Annotated in this window: 19 protein-coding genes and 5 pseudogenes; 14 read left to right on the top strand and 10 right to left on the bottom strand. The window is 67.5% G+C overall.

The features are described 5' to 3' along the window. Positions 1-35: 35 nt before the first annotated feature. On the bottom strand, positions 36-260 hold the full coding sequence (locus tag ACQEVG_RS37185) for a hypothetical protein (RefSeq protein WP_432992324.1): 225 nt from the start codon (positions 258-260) through the stop codon (positions 36-38). Between the two features lie 125 nt (positions 261-385). Here ACQEVG_RS37185 and ACQEVG_RS37190 point away from each other — a divergent pair, with 125 nt between their 5' ends. The 4 genes from ACQEVG_RS37190 to ACQEVG_RS37205 all read left to right on the top strand — a co-directional run bounded on the left by ACQEVG_RS37190 (position 386) and on the right by ACQEVG_RS37205 (position 3,597). After that, positions 386-589: a hypothetical protein gene (locus tag ACQEVG_RS37190; RefSeq protein ID WP_432992327.1), complete on the top strand. Its 204-nt coding sequence runs from the start codon at positions 386-388 to the stop codon at positions 587-589. A gap of 1,377 nt (positions 590-1,966) precedes the next feature. After that, the gene (locus ACQEVG_RS37195; protein WP_432992330.1) at positions 1,967-2,386 is read left to right on the top strand and encodes a hypothetical protein; all 420 of its coding nucleotides are present in this window, start codon (positions 1,967-1,969) and stop codon (positions 2,384-2,386) included. Then, the gene (locus ACQEVG_RS37200; RefSeq protein ID WP_432992333.1) at positions 2,383-3,210 is read left to right on the top strand and encodes a hypothetical protein; all 828 of its coding nucleotides are present in this window, start codon (positions 2,383-2,385) and stop codon (positions 3,208-3,210) included. Before ACQEVG_RS37195 ends, ACQEVG_RS37200 begins: the two co-directional genes overlap by 4 nt. Before the next feature lie 243 nt (positions 3,211-3,453). Next, positions 3,454-3,597, top strand: coding sequence for a hypothetical protein (locus tag ACQEVG_RS37205; protein WP_432992336.1), 144 nt, complete (start codon positions 3,454-3,456; stop codon positions 3,595-3,597). A gap of 62 nt (positions 3,598-3,659) precedes the next feature. Here ACQEVG_RS37205 and ACQEVG_RS37210 read toward each other — a convergent pair whose 3' ends face one another. The 3 genes and pseudogenes from ACQEVG_RS37210 to ACQEVG_RS37220 all read right to left on the bottom strand — a co-directional run. Beyond that, the gene (locus ACQEVG_RS37210; RefSeq protein ID WP_432992339.1) at positions 3,660-4,787 is read right to left on the bottom strand and encodes an NADH:flavin oxidoreductase; all 1,128 of its coding nucleotides are present in this window, start codon (positions 4,785-4,787) and stop codon (positions 3,660-3,662) included. Positions 4,788-5,280: 493 nt separating this feature from the next. Next, positions 5,281-5,941, bottom strand: a pseudogene (locus ACQEVG_RS37215) (transposase); the annotation flags it as partial. A 152-nt stretch (positions 5,942-6,093) separates the two neighbouring features. Beyond that, positions 6,094-6,298: pseudogene (locus tag ACQEVG_RS37220) on the bottom strand (kinase); the annotation flags it as partial. 465 nt (positions 6,299-6,763) lie between these two features. On the opposite strand from ACQEVG_RS37220, the gene ACQEVG_RS37225 reads away from it, so the two are divergent. From ACQEVG_RS37225 to ACQEVG_RS37235, 3 genes and pseudogenes are all read left to right on the top strand, one after another. Beyond that, the gene (locus ACQEVG_RS37225) at positions 6,764-7,180 is read left to right on the top strand and encodes a hypothetical protein (protein WP_432992342.1); all 417 of its coding nucleotides are present in this window, start codon (positions 6,764-6,766) and stop codon (positions 7,178-7,180) included. A gap of 87 nt (positions 7,181-7,267) precedes the next feature. Then, positions 7,268-7,470, top strand: a pseudogene (locus ACQEVG_RS37230) (NF041680 family putative transposase); the annotation flags it as partial. A 262-nt stretch (positions 7,471-7,732) separates the two neighbouring features. After that, the gene (locus ACQEVG_RS37235; RefSeq protein ID WP_432992345.1) at positions 7,733-8,644 is read left to right on the top strand and encodes a GNAT family N-acetyltransferase; all 912 of its coding nucleotides are present in this window, start codon (positions 7,733-7,735) and stop codon (positions 8,642-8,644) included. A 6-nt stretch (positions 8,645-8,650) separates the two neighbouring features. Here the strand turns inward: ACQEVG_RS37235 and ACQEVG_RS37240 are convergent. Continuing rightward, positions 8,651-8,866 (bottom strand): annotated as a pseudogene (locus tag ACQEVG_RS37240) (transposase); the annotation flags it as partial. Positions 8,867-9,374: 508 nt separating this feature from the next. Here ACQEVG_RS37240 and ACQEVG_RS37245 point away from each other — a divergent pair. From ACQEVG_RS37245 to ACQEVG_RS37255, 3 genes are read left to right on the top strand one after another with little or no spacing between them, the layout of a single operon-like run. Then, positions 9,375-9,620, top strand: coding sequence for a hypothetical protein (locus tag ACQEVG_RS37245; RefSeq protein WP_432992348.1), 246 nt, complete (start codon positions 9,375-9,377; stop codon positions 9,618-9,620). Next, positions 9,617-10,390, top strand: a complete 774-nt coding sequence (locus ACQEVG_RS37250) for an SAVED domain-containing protein (RefSeq protein ID WP_432992351.1) — start codon at positions 9,617-9,619, stop codon at positions 10,388-10,390. The genes ACQEVG_RS37245 and ACQEVG_RS37250 overlap by 4 nt, the downstream gene beginning before the upstream one ends. Then, entirely contained in the window at positions 10,338-11,006 is a 669-nt protein-coding gene (locus ACQEVG_RS37255) for an ABC transporter ATP-binding protein (RefSeq protein WP_432992354.1), read from the top strand. Before ACQEVG_RS37250 ends, ACQEVG_RS37255 begins: the two co-directional genes overlap by 53 nt. Before the next feature lie 378 nt (positions 11,007-11,384). Here ACQEVG_RS37255 and ACQEVG_RS37260 read toward each other — a convergent pair whose 3' ends face one another. Together ACQEVG_RS37260 and ACQEVG_RS37265 are read right to left on the bottom strand one after the other, a co-directional pair. Further along, positions 11,385-11,873 carry an ATP-binding protein gene (locus tag ACQEVG_RS37260; protein ID WP_432992356.1) on the bottom strand — a complete coding sequence of 163 codons (489 nt, stop codon included), beginning with the start codon at positions 11,871-11,873 and terminating at the stop codon, positions 11,385-11,387. A 281-nt stretch (positions 11,874-12,154) separates the two neighbouring features. Further along, the gene (locus ACQEVG_RS37265; protein ID WP_432992359.1) at positions 12,155-13,420 is read right to left on the bottom strand and encodes an ABC transporter substrate-binding protein; all 1,266 of its coding nucleotides are present in this window, start codon (positions 13,418-13,420) and stop codon (positions 12,155-12,157) included. 156 nt (positions 13,421-13,576) lie between these two features. On the opposite strand from ACQEVG_RS37265, the gene ACQEVG_RS37270 reads away from it, so the two are divergent. Genes ACQEVG_RS37270 through ACQEVG_RS37280 form a run of 3 tightly spaced genes read left to right on the top strand, consistent with a single transcriptional unit; the run spans position 13,577 to position 17,160 of the window. Beyond that, positions 13,577-14,080 (top strand): PadR family transcriptional regulator, encoded by a 504-nt coding sequence (locus tag ACQEVG_RS37270; RefSeq protein WP_432992362.1) that lies wholly within the window; start codon positions 13,577-13,579, stop codon positions 14,078-14,080. After that, positions 14,077-14,847, top strand: coding sequence for an ABC transporter ATP-binding protein (locus ACQEVG_RS37275; protein ID WP_432992365.1), 771 nt, complete (start codon positions 14,077-14,079; stop codon positions 14,845-14,847). The genes ACQEVG_RS37270 and ACQEVG_RS37275 overlap by 4 nt, the downstream gene beginning before the upstream one ends. Before the next feature lie 3 nt (positions 14,848-14,850). Further along, complete coding sequence (locus tag ACQEVG_RS37280) at positions 14,851-17,160, top strand: FtsX-like permease family protein (RefSeq protein WP_432992368.1); 2,310 nt, start codon at positions 14,851-14,853, stop codon at positions 17,158-17,160. 657 nt (positions 17,161-17,817) lie between these two features. On the opposite strand, the gene ACQEVG_RS37285 is transcribed toward ACQEVG_RS37280, so the two are convergent. Next, positions 17,818-18,936: a PP2C family protein-serine/threonine phosphatase gene (locus ACQEVG_RS37285; RefSeq protein ID WP_432992371.1), complete on the bottom strand. Its 1,119-nt coding sequence runs from the start codon at positions 18,934-18,936 to the stop codon at positions 17,818-17,820. 154 nt (positions 18,937-19,090) lie between these two features. Beyond that, positions 19,091-19,330, bottom strand: coding sequence for a hypothetical protein (locus ACQEVG_RS37290; protein WP_432992374.1), 240 nt, complete (start codon positions 19,328-19,330; stop codon positions 19,091-19,093). Positions 19,331-19,422: 92 nt separating this feature from the next. On the opposite strand from ACQEVG_RS37290, the pseudogene ACQEVG_RS37295 reads away from it, so the two are divergent. Further along, a pseudogene (locus ACQEVG_RS37295) lies at positions 19,423-19,521 on the top strand (IS5/IS1182 family transposase); the annotation flags it as partial. 243 nt (positions 19,522-19,764) lie between these two features. On the opposite strand, the gene ACQEVG_RS37300 reads toward ACQEVG_RS37295, so the two are convergent. Continuing rightward, positions 19,765-21,129 (bottom strand): ISNCY family transposase, encoded by a 1,365-nt coding sequence (locus ACQEVG_RS37300; RefSeq protein ID WP_432992954.1) that lies wholly within the window; start codon positions 21,127-21,129, stop codon positions 19,765-19,767. Positions 21,130-21,244 lie beyond the last annotated feature (115 nt).

The following is a 21,244-nucleotide window of genomic DNA, read 5'->3' on the forward strand; positions in this document are numbered from 1 at the left end:
TTGCTCGGTGGTGTCGGGCGGCCGGCAGTGTCCTACTACTTGGGGGCTTTTCGGATCCCGCTGAGAAGTCGCTGCGCCTGGCGGTCGGAGATGTCCTCGGCGGCGGCGATCTGCTTGGCGGTCACCTGGCCGTCGGAGTCCTTGAGCATCGTGCGGATACGGTCCTTGCGTGCTTCCTTGCGTGCTTCCTTGCGGGCGAGCGGCGGGTCGGCGGAGCGGTCGAGGGGCTTGCCGCCCGTGCCCTTGGGGGCCGCCGGCACCCTCGCCGGGACGCTTGTCGGGCCACTCGAGGATGGTGCGCCGGTACCAGTGCGCGACCCCGCAGATCTCCCTGTCCCGCTTGGGGGCGTAGCCGTGGTTGATGTACGAGCGCCACGCCTCGGGCTTGAGCTTGATACCGATCCTGATCAATTCCTGCCGGGCCTCTTCCCGGTCCAGCGCCGCGGCGCCGCCCAGCACCGCGAACGCAAACCGCTATCTCGCCTCGACCGAGACCATCGAGCAGATCGCTGGCGACGTCTCCACTGTGTGGAGCGATCTGCTCACCAGCGCGACGGGCTTCCGGGCAGAGCAGACGCTGCGACTGTAAGTCCGGTCGATGATGACCGAACACGGGTGCCTGCCGACTCAAGTCATCAACCGCCTCACGCAGAACCGGATCCGTCCGGCGGCTGAGAGGTCACGCTCCCCGTGTTCCGTAGCACCAGATGCGCAACCAGCTTGGGTGGTACCGCGGGCGACCGCTTCGGCCAGGGCCGCCGTAGCACCTCTGACGCGGGCACATCTGAGGGCGCTCACCTTCAAGGAGGGCGAGGTTGCGGGGGCGCACAAGGGCGGGATTGAGGTGCAGGACCCTCAACCGGAGGATGCACGGCGCTCTTTCCCGCCTGCGTCGGACCCCGCTGCCAGATGATGCTCGACATCGGCAGCGGGGAGCGCGCATCCACCGTCGTCTTGCAGATCTTCAACGGGAAAAGTGAGATCTGGGGAGGCGGCTCGACGCTTGCCCTACGAGGACGGGAAGGCCCAGTAGATGTTCGCTCAGCTGAAGCAGGCAGTTGGGCTCCTGCCGCTCGTATGAGGGCACAGGCTGGGTGGGGAAGTTCAAGGCCGCGCTGACGATGGAACAGGCCCCGGGGGCAGGGGACGAAGCCGTGCGATTCCGGGAGACCATCCCATGGGCCCTGAGTATCCCGGGGACCGCAACGAGCAGTTCACCGTGGTGCGGGCGGGGAACACCATCGTGACGGTGAATGGAGTGCTGAGGGCCGCGGAAGCCAACCTGAGCTCCGTTCTGCGCAGCCTTGTCGATGCCGTAGGACAGGCTGGAGGCAAGGGTGTGCCGGGCCTGGGCCAGTTCGCGCGCCACGTCGGCCGCGCAGTCCTTGCCGATGTCGGTCGCGGCGCGGCTCCGGTCACCGCGACGGCGCGCGGACATCTCTGTCAGGTCGCCGGTGCCGCGGATCCACATGCGGAGCGGCCAGCTGTTGCCCAGCGCTGCCAGAGCGCCGGGTCATGCGTCGTGGCCGGGAATGACGAACCGAGTGGTCAGTCGCGCGGCGGAGAGCTCTTCTTCCGGCCGGTACGCGGCGATCGGGCCGCGGGGGTTGCTGGCCGCGAGGCGCTGCCACACCTCAGTCGAGCCTCGCTCATGCGGTAATAACGTGGCTGGTCAGGGGACTTGATGAGGTCATCCCGTACACCCCGGCGTCGTCCCTCGCCACGCGTCCTCGGTGCGGTCTGCGGCAACGTCGAGACCCGGATCCTCCCCGCAGGAGGCGCTGCTTTTACGCGGCCGAGTGCTGCCACCCACAGTGCCCCCGCCCGAAACGGGGAAGAGCAACAACGCGTTCTGTGCCGTCTCCCTGCCGTATCAAACACCCTTCTGGAATGCTGAGCTGAGCTGAGCCGGTGCCGTGGGGTCCGGTACAGCTGCGAGCATCGCCATTGCCGAGGGGGGACGGCCATGGAGTGGACGGCATCCGTCACATATGGCGCGCTGGGCGGTTTTGTCGTGGAGATCGTGGTCTTCTACGGGCGGATCGCGGCGTGGCAGACGGCGCGGCACCGCGCTCTGGCGAAGAACCGGCGGCGGGACAAGCTGCCGCGCCTCGACAAGTACATCGACCCGCCGTCCGACGTGCTTGCTGCCCTGACTCGGGTATCTCTTGGCGCTGGCGCAGGCTGGCTCTTCGCCCCGCAGCTGACCGGAGCGCTGGCCACGGTCGCGGTGGGCGCCTCGGCCCCGGCACTGCTCCGGCAACTCGGCAGTGCGAGGACTCTCCAGGGGGTAATCGGCGGCGGGAACTCCGCTCCAGGCCCGACGGATTCCGGAAACGGGAATCCCTCCGCGTTGACGGGCGAGGCGGAGGTGCTGGAGTCATGAGCCGACTCGTCCAGCGCTACTGGGCCTCCCTGACGGATGCCAACCTTGAATCGCTGGACGGCCTGATCGAGCGCGGGAGGCGCAAGGATGGACCGTTGTGGCGGAGGTACCTGGCGTCTCTTCTGGATGTAGAACTGGCGGGGGAGCCGCCCGCTCAGATGCCGCGTGTGGAGCAGAACGCGGACGAGGAAGATCCGCCGATGTCCACCACTGGCTTCACATTCGAACCGCTCGTTGCCCTGGAGGTGCCCGCGTCGGCACCCCGGGCTCGACGCACGATGGCGGGGTTCGCCCTGGCTGCCGCGCTCGCCACAGCGACTGCGGTTGGCCTTCCGCTCTACCTGTCCGTAAACAAGCAGGTCGCCTCACCCGTCGTGATTGGTACATCGCCGCGCCAAAGCCCCCCACCCCGCGCGCACCGTGAGTCAGGCGGCTTCGCCTGGGTCACACCCACCGGTTGGCGGCGGGACGTGAAGACAGGAGAGGAGGTGCACTACACATCACCGGACGGCAGGCAAGAGCTCGCAGCCAAGGCATCTCTGGAGAGCGGCGACCTCGTGAAGACTTGGACGGCCTCAGAGCAGAACGCGCACGAAGGACAGAACTACCGGAAGATCCGCTTGGAGGAGGCCACCTTCAACGGCTGGCCCGCAGTGATCTGGGAGTACACCTTCACCTTGAACGACGCCCCCTGGCATGCCGTGCTCCTCGGCTTCAATGCGAACGGCAAGTCATACCAGATCAACACCTGGTACCAGCCGGACATCGAAACCCAGGCCCTCAAGGTTTATGGGCAAGTCCGCGACAGCTTCACCGTGCCGTGACGGGACATTGCCGGAGCGCTGCGACGTCGCCCTGCGGGGCCGCGGAAGGCGGAGAGGGCGGGGCGGCGGCGCGTTCGCTGATCTGGGTGGTTGCAGAGGACACGTGATCCTCACTGAAGGGAAATCGGGTTTGGGAGTGGTGCGGGTGAGCGGGCGGCGGGGCCAATCGCCGCCCGCTCACCGCCGTGCATGTCAGCTGGTGCATGCGTGTGTCGGCTTGTCGTCGGGCTGCTGAGTGCGCGCGTGTTGCTCGGGCTGGCCGAGGCGGACGGCGCCTTCGCGGGCGTGGTGGAGCCGGCGGTGCAGGGAGTGGATGGACCCGCCCTTGCTCAGCTGCCGGGCGGGCTTGCGCCGGTGGGACGCGCCACGAACATCATCTGCACCTGAGACCTCAGGCGGCAGCAGCTGCAGAGTGTTGTCGGGCTGTGGGGAAGGCGGTGTTGTGGTCTCTAGCTCAGTGTCTTCAGTGCCGTCGCGTCGTACGGCTTCAGGTCCTCGGACCGGCCCTCCAGGACCTTCGCCGCCCACTGCGGGTCCTGGAGCAGCGCGCGGCCGACGGCGACCAGGTCGAACTCGTCGCGCTCCAGGCGGTCGAGGAGGTTGTCGATGCCCTGGACCGGGGCGCCCTCGCCCATGAAGCCGCGGATGAAGTCGCCGTCGAGGCCGACCGAGCCGACGGTGATGCTGGGCCTGCCGGTGAGCTTCTTGGTCCAGCCCGCCAGGTTCAGGTCCGAGCCCTCGAATTCCGGGAGCCAGTAGCGACGGGTGGAGGCGTGGAAGGCGTCGACGCCGGCCGCGGCGAGCGGGGTCAGGATCGCCTCCAGCTCCTCCGGGGTCTCCGCGAGCCTCGCGTCGTAGGCCTCCTGCTTCCACTGCGAGTAGCGGAAGATCACCGGGAATTCGGGTGAGACGCTCTCGCGGACCGCGGCCACGATGTCGGCCGCGAACTTCGTACGGGCCACAGGGTCTCCGCCGTAGGCGTCGGTACGGCGGTTAGTCCCTGCCCACAGGAACTGGTCGAGGAGGTAGCCGTGGGCGCCGTGCAGTTCGACGCCGTCGAAGCCTATGCGCTCGGCGGCCGCCGCGGCCTCGGCGAAGGCGCCGATGACGTCGTCGAGGTCGTGCTGGGTCATCGCCTTGCCGGTGCCCTCGGTACCGTCGACGCGGATGCCGGAGGGGCCGACGGCGGGGGCGTCGGCGTAAGGCGGGTCGCCCTGCTTGCGCACCATGCCGATGTGCCACAGCTGCGGCACGATCGCGCCGCCCGCCGCGTGAACGGCCTCGGCGACCTTCGCCCACCCCGCCAGCTGCTCCTCACCGTGGAACCGCGGCACACGGTCACTCTGTCCGGCCGACTCGTGGCCGACGTAGGTCCCCTCGGTGACGATCAGGCCCACACCCGCGGCGGCGCGACGGGCGTAGTACGACAGCACGTCCTCACCGGGGACGCCGCCCGGGGAGAACATGCGCGTCATCGGCGCCATCACGACGCGGTTCGGGACGGTCAGGCCGTTCAGCGCGACCGGCCGGGACAGGATCTCGGCCGCGCGGGAGGCGGAGGACGCGGTGAAGGTCACGGGGGCTCCTCGTAGGTACCAGACGGTATGTGCACATGCATTGAATGCGTGTGAGCCCCAACCGTCCCGATGGTCACGGCATTCCGCCCGTCCGGCGAGCCGCCCTGTGATCCCGGACACGCGCCCAGAACACACCGTGCCCACGTGCCGTCGACGACCCTGGAAGCCCCAAAAATCCCCGCGCCGGCCGCACTCTCCACCAGGTCCTCGACACCCTCCACGACGGACAGAGGCGCTGGACCTCGCACACCACCGTCAACCGCCTCGCCCGCATCACAGCCACCCCGCAGTCAGGAATTTGCTCGCCTGCCGCGAGAGCCGACGGAAAGGCCCGGCACACCCCGTCCTGATGCCGGCGAGTGTCCTTGGCCAGCGAACCAAGTGGAGGGTCTTCTGTGTCACACGAACACAGGCGCCGCAGGCCAGTGGCCTGCGGCGCCCGCTCGGTGCCGAACGTGACCGTCTCGTCACCCATCTGGAGATCCGCACCTGGCGAGCGGAGTCGGCCGACCACCTGGACGGGCAGGTCGCGAAGGACCCAGGCCAGGCGCGTGATGTCGTATCCGGCATCACCGACGATCACAATGTCCGGCTCGCCCGGTGTCCTCTGGCCGGCGGCGATGAGCCGTTCGACCACGGCCCGCAGCTGGGCGGCCGTCACGACGGTGGCGTCGTCGACGGGTCCGAGCCGGACGAGGTCCAGGACGGTGGTCCTGGAGGTGCGGCCGGGCTCCAGCACGGCCACGAAGGAGTACGGCCAGCCCGGGATGAACTGCGACGCGGATTTGGCGCGGCCTGAGACGTGGCAGAACAGACGCTGGTCCGAGCACGGGGCGTCCGAGGGTAGCCAGGGCGACACATGGACGGCCAGGACGAGTCGACCGTCCGGGAAACGTGGCAGTGGCAGTCCCGCGAGCCCCCGCAGCCGTCCGACATCGATCCGGCCGCGGTTGAGCCCGCCGTTACAACGCGCCATGTCCACGCCACGCCGGTGTTCGGGCGGGAGCGTCAGGTCGAGGGGGACTCCACCGGGCCGTCGGCACACAGCGCCGCGTCCGTGAGCTCGAGCAGTTCATCGCGCCGAGCGGTCAGACACACATAGAAGTTGCCCGGAAGCTTGACGCTTGCGCGAACGCTTCCCGCCGGGCCCGGATAAGAGCAGACTCATGCTCACGGCCTTCGTGCTGATCAGATGCCTTGGTCAACACGGCACACGATCGCGCGAAGGCCGCTCACATAGCCGGTGAACTGCGAAGACTTGCCTCAAGTTCGAAGCCCGTTCGAGGCTCGAAGATAAAAGAACAAGCTCAAGAGCGTGCCGGACCGTCAGATCCAGCAGACCGCTGTTCGCACCGCCGGGGATGTCACGCTCGCGCAGGATCTGGCGGCGGATCATGTCCTGGCCGACCAGGGCGATGCCCCGGCCGTAGGCCTCGCGCAAGGCCCGCGGCCAGCGAGGACTTGCCGCTGGCGGAATTGCCGCGCAGCATCACCAGCCGGGCCGGTCCCATGGGGAGGTCGTTGGTCTCCGGGACACGCTACCCATCGGACGGTGCGCAGCATGGCGGTCAGCCGAGCCAGACGATGTCCATCACGCACAGCCGCCATGCGGTGGCCCCTGTCGGGTCGCCAGCCGCGAGGTCCCCACCGCCCGCCGCCGACCGCGAGCAAACCGCGGAATTTGCTGAAGCCCATCCATGGCAGCTCGGCGTGGCTCGCATGCACACCCGCCCTTCACCGGCCAGGCGCCTCATCGTCGTACCGGAGAATCGCTCTCGCCTGTGTGGATACCGCCCCCTACACGCGATGATCTCGCCTGCGCCGACCCCCACCTCCGCGCCAGGCAGGCGTCGAATCCGCCTTTCGCCATGTGCATGCCTCAACTCAGCACGTCCGCAAAGTAGTTGACAGGTGATCCAGGACGGCGCTTTGATCTAGCACTCGTAACGACCCGACACCTACAGGGGGAACGCTTGATGAAGCGCAGCACGGTAGCAAAGACCGGTATGGCTTTCGCGGCGAGCGTCATCATCGTCGGGGGCATGGCGGGCTCGGCCTCCGCAAGCGGAAGCAATGTGACCATCTCCCGGACCTGGGGCACGGCGACCTTTACGACCTACGGCGACGAGCTGAAGGTGAAGGACCTGTCCGCGGACGGCTACTCGGTGCAGGCCAAGATCCAGCGCTGGCAGAAGGTCAACATCGACGCGTGGAGCTGGGTGGATCACCGGACCGGCTGCTACGACACGACCACCAAGAGCGACACGACCGACGGCTACTCGATCTGCGACTACGACCTGACCGAGAACGACACCGTCCGGGTCTGCATCGTCCGCTCGAAGGACGGCGTCCGCTACGGCGACTGGGTCTGCAGCGCCGAGACGCAGGCCTGATTCCTGCCGCCCTTCGCGCCCCCGCCCGCCCTTGCCTCGTGCGGCCGCGGGCGCGCTGGGCGCGCAGGACACATCCGCCGCCCCTGAGAGAAACCAGCCCTGCCCAACCAGCTGACCCCGACCCGGGTCCGCCGGGGGTTCAGGAACATCCGCGCTCACATCCTCTGCCCGGCCCGTGTTCCCAAACCGACCGGCACCGGCCCCGGTCGGCCACCCGGCGTTAAGAACAAACACCGGGCACCCGCTACGACGTCGGCAAGACCGGCAAACGCGCCGAGACCCTCGCCGAACTCCACGCGTCTCGAACATATAGAACAAGCCAAGTACCTGTTCCTGAACTCCGCTGCCTGTGGTGGGTCGTTGGGCGGCCTTCGGTGCGCGGCCTGAGTAGTTTGAGGCACAGGAAATCCGGGGGCTTCGGATTGGTGTCAGGAGAAGTCTCTTCGCGCATCGCCGACCGGAAAAGGCCTAGACGGAGAGAAGTCTTGACCTCAGAGCGCTGATCCTGGCGGAGAACCACAGGGCGCATCCGCAGCACTGGGATCATGAGGCATGCGACCGGATGACTGGCAGTTCACCGAAGACGTCGACGGCTTTTTCGCCCGGGCCGGGGACTTCCTGCGTTCGCGGCCAGGCCCGCACGTCATGCAGCTGACGTGGGCTGAGAGAGTGCGAACGCGTGGGGCGGACGCGTTCGGCGCCGAAGCCCCCATCTTCGGTGTGCTGGAGCGAGCGGGTGAAGTCCACGCCACTTTCTACCGGCTGCCGCCCCGCGGGTTCGGCCTCTCCCCGCTCACGCCTGAGCAGGCCGACTCTCTCGCTGCCCGCCTGGCCGCCCTCGGGCACTCCCTTCCCTATGTCAGTGCGGACCACAACTCGGCGACCGCTTTCGCCGAGGCCTGGCAGCGGCATACCGGGGCGACGCCGAAACTCCGCGACACGCAGCTGCGGCTGTACCGCCTGGGCACGCTCACCCCGCCGGAGCCGATGCCGGCGGGTCGAGGCCGCGTCCTGGGCGAGCAGGACCTTGAACAAGTCATGTTCTGGTGCGGCGAGTTCGCCAGGGCCGTCGGGGAGGACGTGTCCATCGACGCCGACACGTGGGCTGACACCCGCTTCGCCGACAAGCGCTACACACTCTGGGAAACCCCGGACGGCACTCCCGTCTCCATCGCGGGAATGAACCCCCTGATCGGCGGCCAGATCCAGGTGGACATCGTCTACACCCCGGCCGACCTGCGCGGTCGCGGCTACGCGGGCGCCGTGACAGCGGAGGTGAGCCGGGCCGCGCTGGCTGCGGGTGCGAGCGACGTCGTGTTGTTCGCGGACCTGTCCAACCCCACCAGCAACGCCCTCTACCAGCGCCTCGGCTATCGCACGCTTACCGACTGGGCGGTGTACGACTTCGCACGCGCCACACCGGGAATGACTGCGGCGTCTGCCCGCGCTCAGGCCCGGGGATGAATGCGGCCGGGCCGCGGCGGAGCGGATCTGTCCGACGAGGCCGGCGGCAGCCCAACGGGCCATGAACCTGTAACAGGTGCGCAAGGGCGGGAAGTCCTTGGGCAGGGCGCGCCGCTTGCAGCCGGTGTCGACGACGTAGCGGATCGCGTCGACGATCTCTCGGCGGGGGTGCTTCTCGGGACGGCCGCCGGCCTTCGTCTCGCAGGCCGGTGTCGGCAGCAGAGGCTCAAGCGGGGTGTCACGACCAGCAGTAGACGAGGCTTACGTCGGCTAGTCGAGGGCCTCTGACCTGGGACGCCTCTATGAGAGCCGGACAACCTTCTTGTGTATCTGACCTGCTGCTTCTCTGATTTGGGGCCATCTGGGCTGGTACACCGCAACTTGGTCCGGACACACATCAAGTGCTCTTGGACGCGGTACGCAGCAGCGACCCGAGCCGAGACCGAACGTTCTGGCCGATCGAGCCGACGCCAATAGCGGCAGCTGAACAGCACCTATCCGAACGTGCAGTGTTCAGGCGTGTACCGAAGCGTGCCCTATGCGATCACTGGCAGGGGAGTTGAGAACGCTCGAGTACTGGGGCTCCGTCTGCTGCCCACCATGGTGCAGGAAGCACAGGAACTCGTGTACTGACGGTGGCGGGCCCCCGGCGCAGAGCGTCTTGGGCGCATGCCCCTCTTGAGTACAACGGGTGTGGCGCCCAGGCGCCTGGAGGAGAACGGACTGCGACGTGAATGAGCAGCCGGAACCGCGGTTCACGGACGACGATGTGCTGCGAGGTATCGCTCTGGTGCAGGCGCACGTCGACGACGACGTGGTGGCCGTCGAGAAGCTGCACAGCCAGGACTCCGAAGTCACCCGTGTCATGCTCGCGTCGTTGAAGCCTACCTACGCAGAGAGTTGCCAGAACTCAGTGAGCAGCTTCCGAGCCTCGCGGCACCGGAGCCCACCGAGCTACGCCTGGGTAGATTCGTGATCCTGTGGGCTGATGCATGCACTGGCTTCGCCCCTGAGTTCTCGCCGGCTGCCGATGCCATGTCCATCACGTTCACCGTCCTGTTCATCACGGAGGCGATCGGTATGGAGATCGATGACGTTCCGGACTTCCTCGAGGAGCTGCGCCAGGACACGAGGACGCCGCCTACGCGGTTGGACTGGACGGACCGCTTCGAGGGCGCCTCGGCCTATCTGAAGCGGCGCCCGCTGGCTCCGGCAACCTGGGCTCAGCTGCAGGAGAACATCGAAGCCGCACCGTATCGAATGCCGCCCGGCACCAAAGCGGTTGCCGTCACCGGCAGCCTGCGTCTGGCACCCGCGTTTCTGGTCGGTGCGGCCTTCCGCATGGTGACCGGTGCCGACCTGGCTGTGGTCCAGCGCGGCCGGTTGTGGTCATCCGCCGAGCCTTACGGGACCCCGCTGGCGCCTGCTGTCGACGAGCACGTCCTCGATCTCGGGCCTGATCTGGCTGTCGCCATGGCGGTCGCCACCGACCCTGCTCAGGATGTGCTGGACTTCCTGGCTGAGCAGCAGATCCCTGTCTCCCGGCTGCTGGTACTGCGCCCGCCCGGCGGGGCCAAGGACAACTCCATCCCGGATGGCGCAACGGCCAATGCCCTCACTGTCGGGATCCGCGCCCTGTTCCGCCTCGCCGCGTGTCCAGTGATCGTTCCGTATCCACCGGACCGTGCGCTCCGTGCTCTCACACTGTGGGAAGTCGACGCTGCTCAATCTGGTCGGCGGGCTTGACCGCCCGGACGCGGGTGAGATCGTCGTGGACGGCAAGGCCGTCACGGGGCCGGGTCCGGAACGGGCGATGGTCTTCCAGAACTACTCACTGCTGCCCAGGCTGAGCCTTCTCGCCAATGTGCGCGAGGCCGTCCGCGCGGCACGGCCGGACTGGTCCCGGACAAAAGCCGACGACATGGTCGAGCGGTATCTGACCGCCGTCGGACTGTGGGAGCACCGCGACAAGCGCCCGGGCCAGGTGTCGGGCGGCATGGCTCAGCGCGCCGCGGTCGCCAGGGCCTTCGCCGTGGGCCCCCGTACTCTGCTGCTGGACGAGCCGTTCGGTGCACTGGACGCGCTCACCCGCTCGCGGTTGCAACAACAACTCGTCGAGCTGTGGGGCAACGAGTCGGAGACCGAGAAGGTGCTCATGGTCACGCACGGGCTCGATGAGGCCATTCTGCTCGCCGACCGGATCGTGGTCATGTCCAACCCGCCGCAGCCGTCAGTGCGCACGATCATCCCGGTACCGATCCCGCGCCCTCGGGACCGCGCGACGATCACCAACCACCCGGCATACGCCGGTACCCAGGAGCAGTTGGCCGACCTGCTGCTCGCCGACCAGGCGGCGGCCTAGCCCACGCCTAGCCCGGCCGGTCCCAGGGTCGGTACACGTCTGCCGAGCGATCGATTGAGGTGAGATGACTGTGAGTGGTGGTCTCGGTCCCTCCAGGCCGAGACCACCGCCCGCAGTCACCTCGCACTTGTCCGGTTCAGGCCGCCGGAGCGCAGCTCGCTGTGACTCTCCGGGACGATCGGAGCACTGTTTGCGCAGTCGGGATCAGCCGGCGCGAGAATCGGGCCATGGTCATGGCACGGCATTACTACCCCGTGCGCCCTGCCGCGGGGTCTGCCCGCCGCATCCTTCGCTCCTCTGCCACGTCAGTGGCTAGCGGAACCGTGGCGCAGAGCCGGCCGTCGGGGGAGTGGACACCCGAGGCTGAGAAGAGGTGGGTCAGAGGGGCAGCGAGACTCGCACGGCCTTGCCCCGTCGATCAGGGTCGGAGCGGACTTCGAGGGTGCCGTCGACCTCGGCAGCGAGGTCGTGGACCAGCCGTAGGCCCCGCCCGCCGATGGCATCGGGGTGCGAAGGGGGCAGCACACGGGGGAGGCCCGGGTCGCGGTCGTGGACGGCAATCGTCAGAGAGTGGTCGTCGGTCACCAGTGTGAGCTCTGCGTGAGGGGACAACGGGGCGGCGTGCTTGACGGTGTTGGCCACCAGCTCGGTGATGATCAGCAGTGCACGGTCGAGACAGTCCTCCTCCATGCCCGGAGTACCGCCTACAAGGATGGCCTTGGCCGCGCGGCGGGTAGCGGGAACCGAATGGGCGTCGGTCCGGAAGGTCATTTCATAGCGGAACTGGGGAGCGCTCAGGGTCTGTATCAGGGGCTCGGGCGCCACCACACCATCTGCGCGGCCACTTTGAATCTGGGTTGTATACATTTCCAGTGACCGTCCTGACTGTCGGACTGGAGTGATGGATTGCGATCGACCTGATGTCTCGCGGAGAGGAGCGAGGCTGCGGCCGTGGGGCGTCGGCGGTGGAGGGGCACCTCTCTCGCCGAGAACTGGAGTTATGCATACATGTTAAGTAGGGGTGTAGGGGGTGTGTCAATGGCTTCACGAGAAGGATCAAGATGATATGTCCGACAATGTCGGGCATTGTGACCGGCCCGCGCTGTTGGCAGGAAGGGCGTGCGCCGGTCGGCGCACTCAAGGGGGGCTCAGCCGCCGTGAACGATGGCCTGCAGCTCTCGTGCCAGGCGGGCGACGGCTTCATCGGAGGTCTGCCGACCTGCAAGGGCATCGTGTGCGACTGCCTGGACAGCCAGACTCACCTGCTCGTAGCGCGGGCTCTTGGGGCGAGGTTTGGCTGTCAGGATGCTCTGCTCGAGCGTCGGCAGGTAGGGAAACCTGCGGACCAAGGCGGGGTCTGAGTACAGGGCCGCCCGAACGGGTGGCAGTGACCCTTGGGTGAGCACCTGGCGCTGGACGCGCTCGCTCGTGAGGTAGGCGATCAGCTCGGTTGCCGACTTCCGATGCCGTGAGTCGGCGTTGATGGCGAGGTTGGAGCCTCCGAGGATGCTCGAACCTTGGCCGTTCGGTCCGGGTAGCGGGACGGCGCCGACCTTCCCGGCGATCTCGGAGCCCTTCTCGTTGGCCAGGTCATACACATATGGCCAGTTGCGCAGAAAGAGTAGGTCGCCATTCTGGAAGGCGCGCCGGGATTCTTCTTCCTTGAAGGTAAGGGCGTCCCTGGGTATCCAGCCGTCGCGAACGCCGCGGGCGAGGAAGTCCAGGCCCTCGCGGGCGGCGGGGGAATCGACGGTGACCCGTGTTCCCTCGTCGCTGAGGATCTGGCCACCGGCAGACTGGATGACCTCGGCGATGTTGACGGTGAGGCCTTCATAAGGAAGGTATTGGCCGGCATAGCCGTCGAGGCCGTATTTCGGGGCGATCGACTTCGCCTGACTCTCGAGTTCGTGCCAGGTGCGTGGCGGCTGCCCGCCCTCTCGCTGGAGTAGATCCTTGCGGTAGTAGAGCAGTCCCGCGTTGGTGACGTAGGGGACGGCGTAGAGCTCTCCCTGGAAGGTGGCGGTGTCCACAACAGGAGGCAGAAAATCGTCGAGCGGGAACCGTTCGGCGTCGAGCGGGGTGATCCAGCCGGCGGCGGCGAATTCCGAGGTCCACGTGACGTCGATGTTGAGCACGTCGAAACGGCCACTGCCCGAACGCAAGCCGGTTGCCATTTGTGCGCGCACCTCGTCCGCAGCTTCCGGCAGCTCGATGACCTTCACCTTCTCGGCAGGATGCGAGCGGTTCCACTCGCTCAGCACGTTGCGCAGGTAATCTGTCAGGTCACCGCCGGTCACGAACGTCATCGGACCGGTCTCAGAGGGCCGTTGCGCGCTGCCGCCATCCCCGGTGCAGCCTGCGAGGAGTAGGGCTCCGACGATGAGGCTTCCAGTAGCGGCTCGCGCCCACTGCATAGATCCTCCTTCGTGTGGCGCGTTCGTCGCTCTCGCGGCGTATGCTCTATGCATACCTGTTAGCCATTACGGATACCAGAGCTGGTAGAAAAAGGAAGCAAGGCCGGAGGAAGTCAAAATCGCCTCCGCAATCCGCGGCGAGGGGAAAGATGCAGAGTGCGTCTCGCCCTGCTGGTGCTCTTGTGCAAGGGACCAGCTCATGGATATGAGCTCAAGCAAGCTCTTGAGCAGCTCATGGGTGCAGCTTACTCTCAGCCCAACATCGGACAGATTTACGTCACTCTCAGTCGTTTGGAGAACGCGGGTCTGATCCAGGGGGAGGAAGTCGCTCAGTCCAGTCGGCCGAACAAGCGCATCTACGAGCTCACCGAAGCCGGGCGGGAGGCGGTGGCTGATTGGTTTGAGGAGCCGGCCGAGTCGAAGGTGCGGGACGACTTCTTCATGAAGCTCGCGCTCGCCCGCGAGACGGGGGCGGCCGACCAGATCGGGTTGATCAACAAGCAGCGTCGCTACTGCCTGAATGCCATGCGTGATCTGTCCAAGCTCGCGGCCTCGGAAGACCGTGACAAGCGAATCTCGCAATTGCTCATCGAGGGTGCGATGCTGCACCTACAGGCTGACCTCGACTGGCTGGAACGCTGTCAGGAGGAGCTGGAATGAGCCGCGACCTTTCGTCTGCTGCCGCTTTTCCTCAGCCGATGGTGAAGGCGCAGGCTCTGGTCAAGACGTACCGGGCGGAAGGCGCCGAGGCAAGAGCGGTGCGGGGCGTCGATCTGCAGGTGGAGCCAGGCGAATTCGTTGCCGTCACCGGGCCCTCTGGTGCGGGCAAGTCCACGCTGCTGCATTTGCTGGGTGGCCTGGACCGCCCGGACAGCGGGACGATCTGGCTGGACGGCCGGCAGGTCGACTCGCTGAGCGAGGCTCGCTGGGCAGTGCTGCGCAGACGCAGTATCGGCATCGTCTTCCAGTTCTTCAACCTGATCTCCAACATGACCGTGGCCGACAACATCGAACTCCCGGCACTGCTGGCCGGCAAGAGTCCACGGCAAGCGAGGGCAAGCTGTGAGGAGCTGCTCGCCGAGCTGAACCTGGAGAGCAAGATGCGCAGCATGCCCGGTGAGCTGTCTGGAGGCGAGCAGCAGCGGGTGGCGCTGGCTCGTGCCCTGGTCAACCACCCGCGCCTGCTCCTCGCCGACGAGCCGACCGGCAGCCTGGACAGCAAGGGAGGCCGCGATGTCCTGCGATTGCTCACCCGCTTCCATCAGCGCGGCCAAACCATTCTGTTGGTCACCCACGACGCGAGGGCTGCCAGCACGGCGGACCGAGTGATCTGCTTCTTCGACGGTCAAGTAGTCGACGACGCGGTCCTCGGCGGGCCTGAGCATGTACCGAGCAGTGTCGCCGACATCCTGAGAATCAAGGGTTGACTGATGCGGGCCACCGTGCGGTGGGCGCACGCCGACCTTCGGGCCAACCGCGGCGAGGCATTGTTCATCGTCCTGGCTACCGCAGGGATCATCGCCTCCCTACTGCTGGCGGGCGCGCTCCTGCAATATGCGGCCAACCCATGGCAGCGCATCTTCACCGAGTCCTCCGGCGCACACGTATGGATCCATACCCGAGCAAACGAGCGCACCGAGAAGCTGACCGACATCGACGGCGTCGCAGCCTTCTCCGGGCCCTTCCTGACTGCCCCGGCCACCGCCGAAATCCGCGGCACGAAGGTGTCCCTGGAGCTGCGCGGTGCCGAAACGGAACCCCCCAAGGCGGCTCGCCCACTGGTTGACTCCGGACACTGGCTGGAAGCCGGCGTCCCCAATGGCATCGTGCTCGAGCGATCGGCCGCCGATGCGCTGTGGGCCAAGCCCGGCGACACTCTGCGAGTTCGTGGCAGCGACGGCAGGTTCACCACTCTTCGGGTCGTGGGGCTCGCGAACACCGCAGAACCGCCCTTCGTCCGTGGGGTGAGGGCCGGCGTCGCCTGGCTGCTGCCCTCACAACTTCACCGGGTCGAACCCGACACCCATCGTGTGGGGCAGACGGTCGGACTCCGGCTGGCCGATCCCCAGGACACCGATTTCGCCGCGCAGCAGGCGGTTACGTTGATCGGTGCCGACCAGGTTGCAAGTGTCTCTACGTGGGAGGAGGCGAGGTCTGAAGCTGAGGGCGACAACCGTCTCCTGGGATTGCTGCTTGGCTCCTTCGGTCTGGGGGCATTGCTGGCTGCCGCTCTTGCGGTGACCGGAGCAATCAATACCCGCGTTCGCGGCCATCTGCGGGACATTTCTGTCCTGAAAGCCATCGGGTTCACGCCCGGTCAGGTCGTACGCGCATTCCTGATCGAGCACGTGGCCTTCGCACTCATCGGCGTTGCCTTCGGGGCGATTGTCACGGAGACGCTGGGCCCCCGGATCCCCGGACGCATCGGGGACGCGATGATGCTGTGGCGCGAGCTGCCCCAGCATGCCTGGGCACTCATTGCCACGTCACTTGGGGCGGTTCTCGTCATCGCAACAGCTACTGGCCTGGCTGCCTGGCGGGCCGGCCGCGTTTCCCCTATTCCCGTCACCCGAGGAGCCATCAAGAGCGGCCGCCGACTGTCCAGAACTGCCAGATTCGCTCTGCGGCTGAGAACGCCGCCCGCACTCGTGCTCGGCTGGCGCGGGGCATTCCACCGCCCGGCGCGCGCCGCAGCGGCCGTGGGACGGCTCGCGCTCCCGCTGCTGATGATCACGATCGCCCTGGGGGCCTGGTCGACCCTCGACCGCTTTGAAAGCCGGCCTGAGGACGTGGGACTCGCCGCAGAACTCCGCGCCAAGCCGGAGGGCATCGACGACGCCACGGCACGCAGGCTGCTGTCCGATCAACCAGGCGTCGCCGCGGCCCACCCGGGTGTCGAAGTTGCGGCGCTGGTCCCTGGCCAGACCAGGACGATCACGCTCCGCGGCCTGGGCACCCCGGAGCACCCCTACCCCTTCACCATCGCAGAGGGCCGCACCATCAAGGACTCGGACGAGGCAGTGGCGGGCCAGGGGCTTCTTGACCTCATGGGAGCGAAAGTCGGTGACTGGGTCCGAATGACCGTCGGAAGCAGCCCGCAAGTCCTCCACATCGTAGGCCGCAGTATCGAGCCACAGGACGGCGGCCGAGTGATCTCCACGACCGTCGACACGCTTCGCGAGGGGGACACCTCGCTGCGGCCGGAGTTCTACAACTTGGTCCTTACGCGTGCGGCTGATCCCGATACTGTGAGCACCGCCCTGGCCGAGTCCTCCCACGGAGATCTCGAGGTCCGGAAGAACACCAACCCCGCCGATCAACTCTCCGCCGCCCGCGGGGTGATCATCGGACTCGTCGGAGTGCTCGCCTTCATCGGTCTGGCTGAACTGTCCACCGTCATCGCCGCCGGACTTCGCGACCACGGCCACGACCTTCTTGCCCTCAAAGCCATCGGGCTCACCCCCCGCCAGATCACCGCAGTGATCGTCACAAGCACGGGGTTCATCGCTGCGGCAGCAGCCCTGACAGGAACCATCCTGGGCGTGCTTGCGTCGACTTGGCTTATCGACCTGCAGGGGCGATCGAGCGGGCTCGGCGCGGGCGTTGCCCAGCCTCCTTCCCCGGGAGTGCTGCTCCTGCTCGGCGGAGCCGCCGTCGCTGGGGCGATCGCGGTCTCAACTCTGCCGGCCACGCGCGCCTCCCGACGCAGGCTGGCGGACACGCTCAGCGATGTTCTGTGAGCGTGTACGGCGTGACTGCTGTTCGAGGCTGTTCCGCGTACGTCATGCCGCAATGAGCGACATGGAGTCGTCTGTCCGACCATTCAACTTCGCCCCCGAGCCACCGATTCGGCAGTGGACCCAATACCAGGCCGAGGCCGCGTGACGAGCCACCAGAAAACCGGCAACACCGACGACCATCCGCCTGATGATGCGCCAGATACGACCTGGGCATGGAACAAGACCAGGACGAGCAGCGCCTGCGCCAGCTCCAGGTGCCCATCGGATGGGGCGAGTAACTGGCCTCGGCCGACTTCTGGAGCCGCTCGCTGTCGTGAGACCGAGCCGTGTTGGGGCCCTGCGTTGCCGGGACGCGCCGCCGCGATCTGGCCGGCCACGGACCGCAGGGCCCGGGGATGCCGTAACGCGCTGACCGTAGGGCGCGGCCACGCCGGGGAGAGGGCCTGGTGCAGCCGCAGACCTGTGGGGTCTAACAGGCCTCGGGCCCCTGGCAGAGGCCAATGGAGCGTCGGCTCCGGTCGCGGCTGAACATCCCGTGCTGCTCCAGCTTCCTGAGCTGGTACGCCGTCGAACTCCTGCTGGACAGACCGACCTGCTGAGGGCTGTGATCCGGGTGCAGTGGCCGACCGCCGAGTCCCACCCACCGCTTCCAGCCACCTACGCGGGGTTCTCCGGGGCCCGGGTGTTAGGGCACCGGACGGCGAGGGCCGCGATGTCGTCGTCGAGCCTTCCGCCGCTGTAGTGGATCAGGTCCCGGTGAAGCCGGTCGAGCAGCTCGCGGGGCGGTGCCGGGTCTTGCCGCCGAATCCAGTCCGGCAGCGGGAAGAACTCGCCGGTGCGGTCCCGGGTCTCTGTTACGCCGTCGGTGTAGAGCAGCAGCTGGTCGCCCGGGGCGACGGCGACGGTGTCGACGCAGTAGCTGTCTCCGATGAGCGTCGCGAGGTTGAGGGGCGGCGAGGGGGCGGTGGGCTCCAGGGCGCGGACCTCCCCGCGGTGCACGAGCAGCGGCGGGGGGTGCCCGCAGTTGAGAAGTCTGACGTGGCCGCCGCCGTGCGGGATCTCGGCGATAAGAGCGGTGGCAAAGCGCTCCGGCAGGTCCTGGGCGGGGAACGCGGCGCTGTGGCGGGTGATGCTGGTCTCCAGGCGATGGATGATCCCCCTCAGCTCGGGCTCGTCGTACGCGGCCTCCCTGAAGCAGCTGATCACCGCGGCGGCCGTTCCCACCGCGGGCAGGCCCTTGCCTCGTACGTCGCCGATGAGCAGCCGGACCCCGTACGGTGTGTCGGCCGCTTCATAGAAGTCCCCGCCGATCCGGGCCTGCTCTTGGGCCGCCAGATACAGCGACTCGATCTCGATGTCCGCGACGAGGTGTGGCAGGGGGCGCAGCAGCACCTTCTGGGCTGCGTCGGCGACGAGTCGGACGTGGAAGAGTGTCTCCTCCCGCTGGAGTCGGACATGGCTTGCATATGCGGCCGCCAAGGTGACCGCGACGATCGCAGCCGCCGTGTATGGCGTCCCCAGGTCGGTGTAGACGAAGCTGAGGCCGATCATGACCAGCAGGCAGAACGTCCCCAGCAGGATCGTGGGGAGCACGGGCCACATCGCGGCGGCGAGGGCGGGTGCGGCGGGCAGGAGGCGGCTGAAGGCGATCTCCCTGGGTGTGGAGAACGCCAGGCCGGCGATGAGGACGGTAAGGACCACCGGTGACAGCAGGGCAGCTTCCCACTGTCCGCCGTAGGGAGGACGACGGCGCCGCAGCCGCCCGGGCGTGATCACAAAATGCATCATATCGGGGCAAAGTATGCATTTATCCACTCCGGGGTCCGAGCAGCTGCGCTTCGGCGTCGGCGATGCGCTTCTCGGCGAATCGGTCCGCAGGAAGCCGTCCGACTCCCACGGGGATGCACCCGAAGCTCCTCGAGGATCTGGTTCATGCCACCTCCGTCCGGCCGGACGCACGGGTGTAGTGCCGCAGCTCTGCCAGCGCCGTCGGCGATCGGCACGCCTCGGTCCAGAACGTGTGACCGGCCAGTCGGCATGACAGCAGGATCAGGCGGCGCCGGAGCGCCGTCGTGCCGGCCGCGGGGGAGCGGCGGGCGAGATCCTCGTACGTGCGGATCCAGTCGCTCTGCATCTGCACCAGGTCGTCGGGGAAGCCGTTTCGCGCCATGACTTGATTAGATCACGTGTTCGATTTTTGGCGCGTGGGGAAACACGCCGAGGAATGCGCCCCGACAGGCAGCGGCCGACCCTGGAGTAGTCAAGAGGATCAACCACCGCTACGAACGCCACTCGCGGAACCTGGCCTTTCTCAGACTCGCCGCGGCCCTGTGCTGCTACAAGCGGCTCCTCCGAGTAACGGGTACGCAGCCCGCACACCCCAGCCCCCGAAAATGCGCCACCGCCCAGCTACCAGGCAACTTGCCCGCTGACAGGCTTTTCAGACGCCCTCTAGCGGCAAGAATGCGCCTCGATGGAAACACCAACTATCGGGGCGCATTCTTGGCATCGGTCTAGCTCCTTGCCCCTGAAAAAGGGTTTGGCCTGGTGGCGGGGGCCGTTGCTGCGGAGTGGCCCTGATGTCGGGCGGGGTGCCGTTGTTGTTCACCGGGCGATGACGGTCATCCGGTGGAGGTTGTAGGCGAAGATCCCGAGTCCGGCCCAGGTCTGTGCGCCTGCCAGGCGGCGGAGGCGGGTGCGGCGGAATCCGAAGCTGCGCTTGAGGTGGCTGATCCGGGCTTCGATACCGACTCTCCAGTTGCGCATTCGCCGGAACGGGCGGCTGCGTTCGTACTCCCGGCGGGCCTTCCCCGGGGTTCCGGTGCGCTGGAGGCCGATCCTCCGGACCCCGAGTTCGGCCAGCGCCCGGTCGTTGGCCGCGGTGCCGAAGCCGCGGTCGGCGACCACAGTTGCCGGCACCCGGCCGGCGAGCGTGCTCACCCGCTCGACCGCGGGCACCAACTGCGGGGCATCGGCCGGGTTCCCGCGGTGGACCTGGTGGTCGACGACGAAGCCGCCTTCGTCCTCGGCGACCAGCGCGGTGTAGCCGAACTGGGTGGGGTGCTGGGGCTTGCCCTTGCGGATCGGCCGGGCGTCAGGGTCGGCCAGCGACACCAGTCGGTCGGGGATCTTGCGAGTGCCCGCCAGCCGTAACGCGGTCTGTTCCAGCAGGCGCCGGGTGCCCGCCACCGTCCCGGCCAGCTCACCGACCAGGTGTGCCAGCCGCCCCGAGGGCCGCGCGCGCAGTGCGCGCCGCGCGTTGCGCTCCACCGCGGCCACATCCTGCAGCGTCGCTGAGGCGATGGCGGCGACTTCGCCGGTGAGCTGGTCGATTTCGCCCAGCGCCTGGCCGGTGCGCCGACGCAGGGTGCGGGAGATCTGCTTCAGGCGGCGGCCTGCTGATCGGCTGCGGTCCCGGAAACGGGTGCGACGGGCGGCGCCAGTGGCCTTGATCCGACGCACCAGCCGGCCCAGCTTGCGCACCCCGTGCTCCAGCAGGTCGGCGTCCGTGGGGTGGTCGATGTCGGCTTCGACCACGGTGGTGTCGATGCGCAGTTTGCGGCACCGCAGCAGCTTGTCCTCGACCAGCTTGCCCAGCAGTGCTGCGTTGAGCTGTTCAATGGTCTGGGTGCCGCTGCGGCGTACGAGCTTGACCAGCGTGGTCGGGTGAGGCACCGGGGACGTCAGCGGGATCCTGCAGAACCGCCTCCAGCTCAGCGAGTCCGCCACCTCACGGCACAGCGTCTCGTATCCGAGCTGGTAGCGGTGCTTGAGGTAGAGCAGGCGCAGCAGCGTCTCGACCGGGACCGACGGCCGCCCCAGCCGCTCGGCGAACACCATCCGCCACGGGGCGACGAACCGCTCGTCGTCCAAGTACGCATCGATCCGGGCCAGCTCGGCAGGCAGCTGCCGCGCCTGCTCCGGCAGTACCTCCCACCAACTGTCCTGCGGCACGGACAACCGCAACATCGCCACCACCCCCGGCCGCATCGACCCACCACCACTGTGGCGGCCACGGCCCCACGGCACCAGCACTCGGCCCAGGTCACCCCAGGACAAGCCCGGACTTCTTCAGGGGCAAGTA

The sequence above is a fragment of the Streptomyces sp. CA-135486 genome, from assembly GCF_050936555.1.
In the GTDB taxonomy this organism is placed as follows: Bacteria; Actinomycetota; Actinomycetes; order Streptomycetales; family Streptomycetaceae; genus Streptomyces.